The sequence below is a fragment of the Marinobacterium maritimum genome, assembly GCF_039523155.1.
GTDB classification, from domain to species: Bacteria; Pseudomonadota; Gammaproteobacteria; order Pseudomonadales; family Balneatricaceae; genus Marinobacterium; species Marinobacterium maritimum.
On record NZ_BAAAET010000001.1, the window covers coordinates 159515 to 172862 of the forward strand.

A 13348-nucleotide genomic window follows, 5' to 3' on the forward strand; every position below is an offset into this window, starting at 1 on the left:
GCAGAGGATTGAGCCTGATCACCACTGACAAGCAGCGCATCATCATCGGTCTGGGCCAGACCGGGCTCTCCTGCGCACGCTATTTTCGTCGTGCCGGTGTGCCTTTTGCAGTCTGTGATACCCGCGAGGCACCGGCTGCGGCAGAGGCGTTCCGTGCCGAATTTCCCGGCGTGGAGCTGCGCCTGGGCGAGCTGGACAGTGACTGGCTCAGTCAGGCACAGGAGCTGGTGATCAGCCCCGGAATCGACAAGCGCCACCCCGCCATCCAGGCGGCGACGGCTGCCGGTGCCGCGCTGATCGGCGATATCGACCTGTTCTGCCGCGAAGCCGAGGCGCCGATCGTGGCGATTACCGGCTCCAACGCCAAGAGTACCGTCACCACCCTGGTCGGACTGATGGCTGAGCAGGCCGGCATCAAGGTTGGTGTGGGCGGCAATATTGGTACGCCGGCACTGGATCTGCTGCAGCAGCCCACGGAGCTCTATGTACTGGAGCTGTCCAGTTTCCAGCTGGAAACGACGCATGAGCTGCGTGCGGCGGCGGCAACCGTACTCAATGTCAGCCCGGATCATCTTGACCGTTACGAAGGCATGCAGGACTACACCCTGACCAAGCAGCGTATCTATCGCGGCGCGGCCGTGGTGGTGGCGAATCGTCAGGATGCACTGACCCAGCCGCTGTTGGCACAGGGGGTTGAGCTGCGCAGTTTCGGGCTCAATGAACCGGATCTGAAACAGTACGGGCTGCGTGAGCAGGACGGTGAAATCTGGCTTGCCTGCGGCCTGGATTGCCTGTTGCCGGAATCGGCACTGAAAATCCGTGGTCGCCATAACCTGGCCAATGCGCTGGCTGCACTGGCGCTGGCTGATGCGGTTGCCATTCCGCGCGCCGCGGCGTTGGAAGCGCTGCAGAATTTTGCCGGGCTGGAACATCGTTGCCAGTGGGTTGCCGAGATTGAGGGGGTCAGCTATTTCAATGACTCCAAGGGCACCAACGTGGGGGCAACCCTGGCGGCACTGGAAGGATTGGGTGCAACCCTGGCAGAGGGGGCGCAACTGATTCTGATCGCCGGTGGTGTCGGCAAGGATCAGTCCTTTGCCGAGCTGAATGCACCCCTGCAGCGTTTCAGTCGCGACCTGGTCCTGATCGGTCGCGATGCGGAGCTGATCGCGGCGGAGGTATCGCCGGCGCAGACGCACTTTGCCGCTTCGATGCCGTCCGCCGTTGCGCTGGCGCACGAGCTGGCGCACGAAGGTGATATCGTGCTGTTGTCACCGGCCTGTGCCAGCTTCGATATGTTCACCGGTTATGCCGAGCGGGGCGAGCGCTTTGTTCAGGCCGTGGAGGCGCTGACGTGAAACTGGGCCTGAGGCTGCCAATACCGGCATTGCCGGCACGGATGCGAGTGCCAGAGGGGATTGCCCCGATGGACCCGCTGCTGCTGTGCTGCGCGCTGGCATTGATGCTGACCGGTCTGGTGATGATTACTTCGGCGTCCATGGATGTGGCGGCGCGCGACTTCGGTTCCTCGGCCCACTTTATCATTCGCCATGGCAGCTTCGTGTTGCTGGCGCTGCTCTGTGCCACAGCCGCAGCCTTTATACCAGTGCGCACCTGGGAGAAGTACAGCGTGCCGCTGCTGGTGTTCGGTCTGCTGCTGCTGATTCTGGTGCTGGTGCCCGGTATCGGTCGTGAGGTTAACGGCTCCCGGCGCTGGATCGGCCTGGGGCCGGTCAACCTGCAGGCCTCCGAGATCGCCAAGGCGTGCATGGTGATCTTCGTCAGCGGCTACCTGATGCGTCGTCTGGATGAGGTGCGTAACAGCTGGTGGGGCGTGATCAAACCAGTGATCCCCATGGGTATCTACGGTGCGCTGCTGCTGGCGGAGCCCGATTACGGTGCGCTGGTGGTGATGGTTGGCACCGTGGCCGGTATCGTATTTCTGGGCGGCATGCAGTTCGCCCAGCTGGTGGTTGTGGTGCTGGGTGGCGGTGGCCTGATTGCGGCACTGGCGTTTTCCCAGTCCTATCGACTGGAACGCCTGAAAAGCTTTACCGATCCCTGGGCCGATCCCTATGGCGCCGGTTATCAGCTGTCGCAGGCGCAGATCGCTTTTGGTCGTGGTGACTGGTTCGGCACCGGTCTGGGCAACAGCGTGCAGAAACTGTTTTACCTGCCCGAAGCGCACACGGACTTCGTTTACTCCGTGCTGGCCGAGGAGCTGGGCCTGGTCGGTGCGCTGCTGATTATCGGGCTCTATGTGCTGATGGTGGCGCGCATGTTCCGCATCGGGCGCCAGGCTGAGAAGCAGCAGCGCTTTTACATGGCCTATCTGACCTACGGCTTTGGTTTCATCATCGCCGGTCAGGCGTTGATCAACATCGGCGTGAATGTCGGTGCGCTGCCGACCAAGGGGCTGACGCTGCCGCTGCTCAGTTATGGCGGCTCCAGTCTGCTGGTGTGCGCGACCATGATCGCCATCGTACTGCGGGTTGATTACGAATTGAAATGCCAGCGGCTGAAGATGCAGCCGCATGAGCTGCCCTGGTTGAGGCGGTTGTTGAGAATTGAGGAGAAAGCGGAATGAGCACCCGGGCACGTAAAGTGCTGATCATGGCCGGCGGCACCGGTGGGCATGTATTCCCGGCGCTGGCCACGGCCGAGAAGCTACAGCAGCAGGGCATTGAGGTCGAATGGCTGGGCAGTCGCACCGGGATCGAGAACGAGATCGTACCGGCGGCCGGCATTCCGCTGCATCGAATTTCCGTAACCGGGCTGCGTGGCAAGGGGCGGTTAAGCTTGCTGCTGGCACCCTTCCGCCTTGCCAATGCATTAGGGCAGGCACTGGCGGTGCTGCGCCGGGTGCGTCCCGATGCGGTGCTGGGCATGGGCGGTTTTGCGTCTGGCCCCGGAGGCCTGGCGGCCTGGTTGTTGCGCACGCCGCTGGTGGTGCATGAGCAGAACGCCATTCCGGGCATGACCAACAAGACACTGGCCCGCTTCGCCAAGCGCGTGTTGCAGGCATTCCCCAAGGCCTTCGCCGGCCGCAAGGGGGTGGAAACTACCGGCAACCCGGTGCGTGGTCCCATTCTTGAGCTGGACGCGCCTGAGCAGCGAATGGCTGAGCGGGACGGGCCGCTGCGATTGCTGGTCGTGGGGGGCAGCCTGGGCGCTCTGGCGATCAACCAGGTGCTGCCGCAGGCGCTGGCAAAACTGCCGCCTGAGCAGCGCCCGCAGGTATGGCACCAGACCGGCAAGCGCCACCTGGAAGTGACCCAGCAGGCCTATGCAGATGCTGGTGTTGAAGCCAGTGTGGTGCCGTTCATCGATCGTATGGACAAGGCCTATGGCTGGGCGGACCTGGTGCTCTGCCGCGCCGGTGCGCTGACGGTCAGCGAGATCGAGATTGCCGGCCTTGCCGCGGTGTTTGTGCCTTTCCCGCACGCGGTGGATGACCACCAGACCGCCAACGCTCAGCATCTGCAGGCAGCGGGTGCGGCTCAGGTGATTCAACAGACTGAACTGGATGCCGTTCGCCTGTCGGCTTTGCTGACTGAGCTGAACGATCGAAACACATTATTGGATATGGCCCGGCGCGCACGACAGCAAGCGCGCCCTGATGCCAGTGACAGGGTAGCAGCGGTCTGCCTGGAGGTTATGCAGTGAAAGCGGTGAACCGCAGTGTGAAAGTATATGAAGTGCCTGAAATGCGCCGTATCCGTCGGATCCACTTTGTCGGTATCGGTGGTGTTGGCATGTGCGGCATCGCCGAGGTGTTGCTGAACCAGGGCTACGAAATCACCGGTTCTGATATTCGACCCTCGGCAACCACCGAACGCTTGCAGGCGCTGGGCGCCGAAATCTTCATTGGCCACGCTGAAAGCAATGTAAGCCGGGCCGATGTAGTGGTGACCTCGACCGCGGTCAAGGTTGATAACCCGGAAGTGGTAGCGGCACGTGAGTCGCGCATTCCGATCGTGCGCCGTGCCGAGATGCTGGCTGAACTGATGCGTTACCGTCACGGCATCGCCGTTGCCGGTACCCACGGCAAGACCACGACGACCAGCCTGATGGCTTCCATCATGGCGGAAGCCGGGCTGGATCCCACCTTCGTCATCGGTGGCCGCCTCAATAGTGCCGGCACCAACGCGCAGCTGGGCGGTAGTCGCTACCTGGTGGCGGAGGCGGACGAAAGCGATGCCTCCTTCCTGCATCTGCAGCCGATGGTGGCGATCGTTACCAATATTGATGCCGACCACATGGATACCTATGGCGGTGACTTCGGCAAGCTGAAGCAGACCTTTGTCAGCTTCCTGCACAACCTGCCGTTCTATGGTCTGGCGGTGCTCTGCACCGAAGACCCGGTGGTACGCGAGATTCTGCCTGAAGTCAGCCGACCGGTACTGACTTATGGCTTCCATGAGGGTGCTGATTACCGTGCCGTGGATATCCGCCAGCAGGGCATGAGAACCTGCTTCACAGTGCAGCGCCCGGGGAGTCAGGCGCCGCTGGACGTGTGCGTCAACATGCCGGGCCGGCATAACGTACTCAATGCACTGGCCTGCATCGCCGTGGCGCTGGACGAGGGTATCGATGAGGGAGCCATCGTGCGTGCACTGGATCGTTTCGAGGGCGTAGGCCGTCGCTTCCAGGTGCTGGGTGAACTGCCGGTGGCCGGTGGCGAGGTAACCCTGGTGGATGATTACGGTCATCACCCGACCGAGGTGCAGGCGGTGATCAAGGCGATCCGTGAGGGATGGCCCGAGCGGCGCCTGGTGATGATTCATCAGCCGCACCGTTATACCCGTACCCGCGATCTCTATGAAGATTTCGTCAAGGTGCTGTCGGAAGTGGACCTGCTGCTGTTGATGGAAGTCTACCCGGCCGGTGAGGAGCCTATTCCGGGAGCCGACTCACGCAGCCTGTGCCGCAGTATCCGTCAGCGTGGCGTTGAGCCGGTGTATGTCGAAGGGCCTGAAGGGGTCGCCGAAATCCTGCGCAATGTGCTGCAGCCGGGCGACCTGCTGCTGACTCAGGGGGCCGGCAATATCACCAGCCTGGCTCACCAGTTGGTCAACGAATCCCTGGTGCGAGAACCCAAGGGTGCAGAATGATGAGTGATCAGATGCAAACAACAGACATGGCGGCTTTCGGACGAGTTGCGGTAATTATGGGCGGGACCTCCGCCGAGCGTGAGATCTCTCTGCGCAGCGGAAACGAGGTGCTCAAGGGGCTGCAGTCTGCCGGGGTGGATGCTTTCGGTATCGATCTGGGCTGTGCCGGTACCAATCCCGTTGCTCAGCTGCTGGACAGCGAGTTTGATCGCGCCTTCCTGATTCTGCACGGCCGTGGTGGCGAGGACGGCACCATTCAGGGCGTGCTGGAGATGATGGGCAAGCCCTACACCGGTAGTGGTGTGGCCGCGTCTGCGCTGGGCATGGACAAGCTGCGTTGCAAGCAGCTGTGGCAGGGGGCAGGCTTGCCGACACCGGCGTTCGCGGTGCTGGATGCCGATACCGATCTGGGGGTTGTCGAGGCTCAGCTGGGGTACCCGATGATGGTCAAGCCGGCACATGAAGGCTCCAGCATCGGTATGAGCAAAGTGCGCAACCGGGAAGAGCTGGAAAGTGCGTTTTCGGCTGCTCGAGAGTACGACAGCTGTGTCATTGCCGAGCAGTGGGTCAATGGTCCCGAGTTCACCATCGCGCTGCTGAATGGTCAGCCGTTGCCGGTGATTCGGCTGGAAACACCGCACGATTTCTATGACTTCGATGCCAAGTATGCGGCGGCCGATACCCATTACCATTTCGATACCCGCCTGACCGAGGCGCAGACGGACACCCTGCAGCAGCTGGCGCTGCAGGCGTTCAACGTGGCGGGCTGCCGCGGCTGGGGGCGTGTTGATGCGATGATGGATGCCGATGGCCATTTCCAGCTGCTGGAGGTTAATACCGCACCGGGCATGACGGATCACAGCCTGGTGCCCATGATGGCACGAGAGGCCGGTATCAGCTTTGAACAGCTGGTGGTCGAGATTCTGAGTATCGCCGAGGCGTAAGCGCATGACACAGGCAGAGATTCAGGAAACTGCAGGTAACGGCCTGGACCGCCATTGGCGGGCCGTGGTCATCCTGACTCTGCTGGTGGTATTTGTAGGGGTGGGCAGCTCCCTGCTGCGCGAGCTCTGGCACTGGCTCAATCAGCCGGTCGCCGAGGTGCGAGTGGGAGGCGCAACCCGCCATCTGGACAAGAACGCGTTGGCGCAGACCCTGGCGGCAGGGCTGGATCGACCGCTGCTGCAGCTGGATCTAAAGGCGGTACAGGAGCGACTGGTACAGGAGCCCTGGGTACACAGTGCCAGTGTGCGTCGGCAGTGGCCACCGGCGGTGGAAGTCCAGTTGGAAGAAGAGGTGCCGGTCGCGCGCTGGGGAGACAAGGGCTTGCTCAATCACCAGGGCGATATTTTCTGGCCTGAGCTGAAACCCGAATATGCGGCGCTGCCGAAGTTAACCGGCCCGGCGCATGAAACGGTCAGGATCATGCAGCAGTACCATGACCTGAACCGGATGTTCTCTGCCGCAGGGCTGCGCCTGACCGGACTGATGCTGGAGTCACGCGGGGCCTGGACGCTGGAACTGGACAATGGCATTCGAGTGATCGCGGGGCGCGAGGAGCTGGTGCCGCGACTGAAACGATTTATTCGCATCTATCAGCAGAGTCTGGCAGGCCGGGCGGAGCAGATAGAACAGGTTGATATTCGCTATACCAATGGCGTGGCCGTGAGTTGGCGCGCAGGAGCAGGAAATAATAATGCAGGTTAAGGGTGACATGGCAGGCAACATGATTGTTGCGCTCGATATTGGCACCTCGAAAGTGGTCTGCCTGGTCGGTGAAGTGACACCCCAGGGCACGATCGAGATTGTCGGTGTGGGCTCCCACCCGTCGCGTGGTTTGAAGCGCGGGGTCGTGGTCAATATCGAATCCACCGTGAGCTCGATTCAGCGGGCAGTGGAAGAGGCCGAATTGATGGCGGGCTGCAAGGTGCATGGCGTGACCGTCGGTATCGCCGGCAGCCATATCAGCAGCCTCAACTCCCACGGCATCGTGGCGGTGCGGGATCGTGAGGTCTCCGACTACGATCTGGAGCGTGTGATCGACGCGGCGCGTGCGGTGGCGATCCCGGCGGACCAGAAGATCCTGCACATCCTGCCGCAGGAGTATCTGATCGACAACCAGGAGGGGATCAAGGAACCTCTCGGCATGTCGGGTGTCCGTCTCGAGGCCAAAGTGCACCTGGTAACCGGTGCGATCAACGCGATCCAGAACATCGAGAAATGCATTCGCCGCTGCGGCCTTGAAGTCGACGCAGTGGTGCTGGAGCAGCTGGCATCCAGCTACTCGGTGCTGACCGATGACGAAAAGGACCTGGGTGTGTGCATTGTTGATATCGGTGGCGGCACCACCGATATTGCCGTCTTCACCGCTGGCTCCATTCGTCACACGGCGGTAATTCCGATCGCTGGCGACCAGGTGACCAACGATATTGCCATGGCGTTGCGTACGCCGACGCAGCATGCCGAGCAGATCAAGATCAAGTATGCCTGTGCGCTGGCGCAGCTGGCGCAGGCGGACGAGATGATCAAGGTGCCCAGTGTGGGGGACCGACCGGCACGGGATCTGTCGCGACAGGCATTGGCTGAAGTGGTCGAGCCGCGTTACGAGGAACTGTTTACCCTGGTGCAGGCTGAACTGCGCCGCAGTGGTTTCGAGGATCTGGTGGCCGCGGGCATCGTGTTGACCGGCGGTACCTCCAAAATGGAGGGTGCAGTTGAGCTGGCGGAAGAGATCTTCCATATGCCGGTTCGGCTGGCCAAGCCGCAAGGCATTCGAGGCATGGAGGCCCAGCTGGGGAACCCGATCTATGCGACCAGCATCGGCTTGCTGCACTACGCTCGACAGGACCATGAAGTACCCATGGCCCCGATTGCGGCGGAGTCGGCTCAGGAGCTGGTACCGGTTGTGGAGCGTGAGCCACGGCCGGGAATGGGTGACTATCTGAAGCGGTTCAAGTCCTGGTTGCAGGGCAACTTTTAAGTATTCGTTTTTTACGTACTCAATTTTCAAGTTAATGCCGGAAAGGCCGGAAGGTAGTAACAGGCGTCCGGACAGGAGGGGAAGATGTTTGAACTGGTCGAAAGCGTAACGCAGAGCGCGCTGATCAAGGTGATTGGTGTTGGTGGTGGCGGTGGCAACGCCGTACAGTACATGGTGGATACCGAAGTCGAAGGTGTGGAGTTTATCTGCGCCAATACCGACGCTCAGGCGTTGAGCCGCAATGCCGCTCGTACGGCGCTGCATATCGGTGGTGAGCTGACCAAGGGCCTGGGTGCCGGTGCCAATCCGGAAATTGGTCGTCAGGCAGCGCTGGAAGATCGCGAGCGGATCGCCGAAACCCTGACCGGTGCTGATATGGTGTTCATCACTGCGGGCATGGGTGGCGGTACCGGCACTGGTGCCGCGCCGATCGTGGCCGAGGTGGCCCGTGAGCTGGGCATTCTGACCGTCGCCGTGGTGACCCGTCCCTTCCCCTTCGAAGGTCGCAAGCGCATGAAGATCGCTGAAGCCGGTATCGCCGAGCTGCGCGATGCGGTGGACTCGCTGATCATCATCCCGAACGAGAAACTGATGCAGGTGCTGGGCAAGAACTGCAGCCTGGTCAACGCCTTCAGCGCTGCCAACGACGTACTCAAGGGCGCGGTACAGGGTATTGCCGACCTGATTACCCGTCCGGGTATGATCAACGTCGACTTTGCCGACGTGCGCACCGTGATGTCCGAAATGGGCATGGCGATGATGGGAACCGCGATCGCCCGTGGCGACAGCCGTGCCGAAGAGGCGGCCGAAGCCGCGATCCGCAGCCCGCTGCTGGAAGATATCGACTTGCGTGGTGCCAGCGGCATTCTGGTCAATATTGCGGCCGGTGAAGACCTCAGCCTGGGTGAGTTCACCGAGGTGGGTAACATCGTCGAGCAGTACGCTGACGAAGACGCGACCATTGTGGTCGGTACCGTGATCGATCCGACTCTGGGTGACGAGCTGAAAGTGACCGTTGTGGCCACCGGCCTGGACCGTACCCGTGAGCCGGAAATGACCGTCGTACAGGGCAACAGCAGTAACAGCCGCAAGCCTGATGGCTCCCTGAACCTGGACGAGATTGAGTTGCCGACCATTCTGCGTCGTCAGCGTGAGGAAGCGCTGGTGGATAAGCCGAAGCCGGAAGCCGCCGACCAGTCAGGCCAGCGCGACGACTATGGCAGTCTCGACATCCCGACCTTTCTGCGTCGCCAGGCTGACTAAAAAATAGTCAGCCCAATGGGCGTGCGCCGATTGAATAATTGGCGTCGGGTTTGTTAAAATTTCAAGATATTTTTGTAAATTCAGGTTGGCATAGCGGATGATCAAACAGCGCACACTCAAAAACAGCATCAAGGCCACCGGCGTCGGTCTTCACACGGGCCAGAAGGTGTACTTGACGCTGAAACCGGCACCGGTTGATACCGGTATCGTGTTCCGTCGAGTGGACCTGGATCCTGTCTTCGAGATCGAGGCCCGTGCCGACAATGTTGCCGACACTACTCTGTCGACCAATCTGGCGCGTGATGGCGTTCGTGTCGCTACCGTTGAACACCTGCTGTCCGCCCTGGCGGGTCTGGGTATCGACAATGCCTACGTCGAGCTGAGCGCAGAAGAAGTCCCGATCATGGACGGCAGCGCTGCGCCGTTCGTGTTCCTGATTCAGTCTGCCGGTATCGAAGAACAGAATGCGCCGAAGGAATTCATCCGCATAAAGCAGGAAGTCACCGTCAGCCACGAAGGCAAGACGGCGACCTTCAAGCCGTTCAACGGCTTCAAGGTCGGTTTCTGCATCGAGTTCGATCACCCGGCGTTCGCCAACCGCAACATGGAAGCGGTACTGGACTTCTCCAGCACCTCTTTCGTCAAGGAAGTGAGCCGCGCGCGTACCTTTGGTTTCATGCGTGATATCGAGTACCTTCGCTCACAGAATCTGGTGCTGGGTGGCAGCTTCGAAAACGCCATCGTGGTCGATGACTTCAAGATCCTGAATGAAGACGGTCTGCGTTACGAAGACGAGTTCGTCAAGCACAAGGTGCTGGATGCGATCGGCGATCTCTACCTGCTGGGCAAGAGCCTGATTGGCGAATTCTATGGCCACAAGTCGGGTCATTACCTGAACAACCTGTTGCTGCGCAAACTGCTGGCGACCGAAGGTGCCTGGGAAACCGTCACCTATGAGGATCAGGACACTCCCGTGCCCATTTCCTACCACCGCCCTGTCGCGGCGGGTTGATCCCTTCTTCGAAAGCCGGCTTGCCAAAGCCGGCTTTTGCGTTTCTGGGCCATCGGTAAGGCGGTGGTCGAGGCAGATCAAAATTCCTCACCATTGACATTCAATTATCTGCCCCAATACAGGTAGAATGTCGTATCCATTTTTCTGGCAAAGAACGCTGCAGCGCAGAAGCAGGTCTTTGCATTCAACCGGTTAAAAGTCGAATTATGCTGTCACTGTTCAAGAAGATACTGGGAAGTAAAAACGATCGTGAGCTGAAGCGACTGGGTAAGGTCGTCAAGCAGATCAATGAGCTGGAAGCGGGCTTCGAAGCGCTTTCCGATGCTGACCTCAAGGGACAGACGGTTGCTTTCCGTGAACGGCTTGAGCAGGGCGAGGCGCTGGACAAGCTGCTGCCCGAAGCCTTTGCCGCGGTCCGTGAAGCCTCCAAGCGTGTCATGGGCATGCGCCACTTTGATGTCCAGCTGATCGGCGGCATGGTGCTGAACGATGGCAAGGTCTCCGAGATGAAGACCGGTGAGGGTAAAACCCTTGTGGCGACGCTGGCCGTGTACCTCAATGCGCTGCCGGCCAAGGGCGTCCATGTAGTCACCGTGAACGACTACCTGGCTCAGCGTGACGCCGAGTGGATGCGTCCGTTGTATGAATCTCTTGGACTGAGTGTTGGTGTGGTGTTCTCTGGCCAGGACCCCGAGTCCAAGCGTGCGGCTTATGCTTCCGACATTACTTACGGTACCAACAACGAGTTCGGCTTCGACTACCTGCGCGATAACATGGCGTTCAGCATCACTGACAAGGTGCAGCGCGATTTCCACTTTGCCGTGGTCGACGAGGTGGACTCCATCCTGATCGATGAAGCGCGTACGCCGCTGATCATCTCGGGTCCGGCCGAAGACAGCTCGGCGACCTATCACAAGATCAATCAGCTCATTCCCAGCCTGCAGCAGTTCCACGGCGAGATCGATCCCAAGGACACCACTCAGGTCATCGACGAGCACTTTGTCGTTGATGAAAAGAACCGCAGTGTTGAACTGACCGAAGCAGGCCATCAGCTGGTCGAGGACCTGCTGATCGAGCACGGCATGCTGCAGGGGGGCGAAAGCCTCTATGCACCGCAGAACCTGAACCTGCTGCACCATGTGCTGGCGGGTCTGCGTGCGCACTACCTGTTCCAGCGTGACAAGGACTACATTGTCCAGAATGGCCAGATCGTCATCGTTGACGAGCACACCGGTCGTATCATGCCGGGCCGTCGCTGGTCCGAAGGTCTGCACCAGGCGGTGGAAGCGAAGGAAGGTGTACAGATCCAGATGGAAAGCCAGACGCTGGCGTCCACGACTTTCCAGAACTACTTCCGCCTGTATGAAAAACTGTCCGGCATGACCGGTACGGCCGATACCGAAGCGTACGAACTGCGTCAGATCTACGGTCTGGACGTGGTGGTGATTCCGACCAACCGCCCGGTACAGCGTAAGGACTACAACGACATCGTCTTCCTCACCATGGAAGAAAAGTACCAGGCGATCGTCAAGGAGATCCGCTACTGCCGTGAGCACAACCGTCCGGTACTGGTCGGTACGGCGTCAGTAGAATCTTCGGAACTGCTCTCTGCGTTGCTGAACAAGGAGAAGATTCCGCACAACACGCTCAACGCCAAGAACCACGGTCGCGAAGCCGATATCATCGCCGAAGCCGGTCGTCCGGGTGCGGTGACCATCGCCACCAACATGGCCGGTCGTGGTACCGACATCATGCTGGGCGGCAAGCTGGAAGCCGAAATCGCTGCGCTGGGTGAAGACGCGGGTGAAGCTCAGGTTGACCAGGCCCGTGAAGAGTGGCGTCAGCGTCACGAGCAGGTGCTGGAAGCCGGTGGTCTGCACATCATCGGTACCGAGCGCCATGAATCCCGCCGTATCGACAACCAGCTGCGTGGCCGTGCCGGCCGTCAGGGCGACCCGGGCTCTTCCCGCTTCTTCCTGTCACTGGAAGATGACCTGATGCGTATCTTCGCCTCCGAGCGCGTACGTTCGTTCATGCAGGCGCTGGGCATGGAGAAGGGTGAGGCGATCGAGCATAAGATGGTGACCAACGCCATCGAGAAAGCTCAGCGCAAGGTGGAAGGCCGTAACTTCGATATCCGTAAGTCGCTGCTGGAATATGATGATGTAGCCAACGACCAGCGTAGCGTGATCTATGATCAGCGTAACGAGGTGATGGCGTCGAACGATATCTCCGAGACCATTGCATCGGTCCGTGACGAGGTGATCGACACCAGTATCAGCGAACATATCCCGCCGCAGAGCCTGGAAGAGATGTGGGATGTGCCGGCGCTGGAAAAGGCACTGGAAAGCGAGTTCGCGCTCAAGCTGCCGGTTCAGCAGTGGCTGGATGAGGACGACTCTCTGCACGAGGAGAGCTTGCGCGAGAAGATCCGCGGCGAGATCCTGGCGGCTTACCAGGCGAAAGAAAATGCGGTAGGTGCCGAAACCCTGCGCATGTTCGAGAAGCAGGTGATGCTGCAGGTTCTGGACACGCTGTGGAAAGAGCACCTGCAGACCATGGACCTGCTGCGCCAGGGTATTCATCTGCGTGGCTACGCGCAGAAGAACCCGAAACAGGAATACAAGCGTGAAGCCTTTGCCCTGTTCCAGGACCTGCTGGAGAACATCAAGCGAGATGTGGTTCGTATCCTGAGTCACGTTCAGGTACGCCAGCCGGAAGAGGTTGAGCGTATGGAAGAGGAACGTCGTGCTCAGGCCGAGCGCCAGCAGATGAACTTCGAACATGCCCAGAGCAACAGCATGGGCGAAGACGGGCAGGCTGGTGCCGAGCAGAACGACCAGGGCGAAAACCCCGAGCCGTTCAAGCGTGATACGCCGAAGGTGGGCCGTAACGACCCCTGTCCGTGCGGCTCCGGCAAGAAGTACAAGCAGTGTCACGGTAAACTCAGTTAATCAACGTCCGATAACGATTTAAGGA

At 60.2% G+C, this 13348-nt stretch carries 10 protein-coding genes; all 10 read left to right on the forward strand.

What is annotated here, in order from left to right; genetic code table 11:
• The first annotated feature begins 8 nt into the window (after positions 1-8).
• Complete coding sequence (gene murD, locus ABD013_RS00725; RefSeq protein ID WP_343800770.1) at positions 9-1358, forward strand: UDP-N-acetylmuramoyl-L-alanine--D-glutamate ligase; 1350 nt, start codon at positions 9-11, stop codon at positions 1356-1358.
• A complete protein-coding gene (gene ftsW / locus ABD013_RS00730; RefSeq protein ID WP_343800773.1) occupies positions 1355-2587 on the forward strand; it encodes a putative lipid II flippase FtsW in 1233 nt (410 codons plus the stop codon). Before murD ends, ftsW begins: the two co-directional genes overlap by 4 nt.
• Positions 2584-3666 carry an undecaprenyldiphospho-muramoylpentapeptide beta-N-acetylglucosaminyltransferase gene (gene murG, locus ABD013_RS00735; protein WP_343800776.1) on the forward strand — a complete coding sequence of 361 codons (1083 nt, stop codon included), beginning with the start codon at positions 2584-2586 and terminating at the stop codon, positions 3664-3666. The genes ftsW and murG overlap by 4 nt, the downstream gene beginning before the upstream one ends.
• A 41-nt stretch (positions 3667-3707) precedes the next feature.
• Positions 3708-5114, forward strand: coding sequence for a UDP-N-acetylmuramate--L-alanine ligase (murC, locus tag ABD013_RS00740; RefSeq protein ID WP_343803928.1), 1407 nt, complete (start codon positions 3708-3710; stop codon positions 5112-5114).
• A gap of 11 nt (positions 5115-5125) precedes the next feature.
• On the forward strand, positions 5126-6058 hold the full coding sequence (locus ABD013_RS00745; protein ID WP_343800779.1) for a D-alanine--D-alanine ligase: 933 nt from the start codon (positions 5126-5128) through the stop codon (positions 6056-6058).
• Positions 6059-6062: 4 nt separating this feature from the next.
• Positions 6063-6821: a cell division protein FtsQ/DivIB gene (locus ABD013_RS00750; RefSeq protein ID WP_343800782.1), complete on the forward strand. Its 759-nt coding sequence runs from the start codon at positions 6063-6065 to the stop codon at positions 6819-6821.
• The gene (ftsA, locus tag ABD013_RS00755) at positions 6811-8094 is read left to right on the forward strand and encodes a cell division protein FtsA (protein ID WP_343800785.1); all 1284 of its coding nucleotides are present in this window, start codon (positions 6811-6813) and stop codon (positions 8092-8094) included. The genes ABD013_RS00750 and ftsA overlap by 11 nt, the downstream gene beginning before the upstream one ends.
• Positions 8095-8178: 84 nt before the next feature.
• Complete coding sequence (gene ftsZ, locus ABD013_RS00760; RefSeq protein WP_343800788.1) at positions 8179-9357, forward strand: cell division protein FtsZ; 1179 nt, start codon at positions 8179-8181, stop codon at positions 9355-9357.
• A 97-nt stretch (positions 9358-9454) separates the two neighbouring features.
• Positions 9455-10369: a UDP-3-O-acyl-N-acetylglucosamine deacetylase gene (lpxC, locus tag ABD013_RS00765; protein ID WP_343800791.1), complete on the forward strand. Its 915-nt coding sequence runs from the start codon at positions 9455-9457 to the stop codon at positions 10367-10369.
• 203 nt (positions 10370-10572) lie between these two features.
• Positions 10573-13323 (forward strand): preprotein translocase subunit SecA, encoded by a 2751-nt coding sequence (gene secA / locus ABD013_RS00770; protein ID WP_343803932.1) that lies wholly within the window; start codon positions 10573-10575, stop codon positions 13321-13323.
• Positions 13324-13348 lie beyond the last annotated feature (25 nt).

Excerpts from the sequence above, each read along its gene's own strand:
- murG (WP_343800776.1), top strand. The coding sequence starts at position 2,584 with ATGAGCACCCGGGCACGTAAAGTGCTGATCATGGCCGGCGGCACCGGT.
- murC (WP_343803928.1), top strand. The coding sequence starts at position 3,708 with ATGCGCCGTATCCGTCGGATCCACTTTGTCGGTATCGGTGGTGTTGGC.
- ABD013_RS00745 (WP_343800779.1), top strand. The coding sequence starts at position 5,126 with ATGCAAACAACAGACATGGCGGCTTTCGGACGAGTTGCGGTAATTATG.
- ABD013_RS00750 (WP_343800782.1), top strand. The coding sequence starts at position 6,063 with ATGACACAGGCAGAGATTCAGGAAACTGCAGGTAACGGCCTGGACCGC.
- ftsA (WP_343800785.1), top strand. The coding sequence starts at position 6,811 with ATGCAGGTTAAGGGTGACATGGCAGGCAACATGATTGTTGCGCTCGAT.
- ftsZ (WP_343800788.1), top strand. The coding sequence starts at position 8,179 with ATGTTTGAACTGGTCGAAAGCGTAACGCAGAGCGCGCTGATCAAGGTG.
- lpxC (WP_343800791.1), top strand. The coding sequence starts at position 9,455 with ATGATCAAACAGCGCACACTCAAAAACAGCATCAAGGCCACCGGCGTC.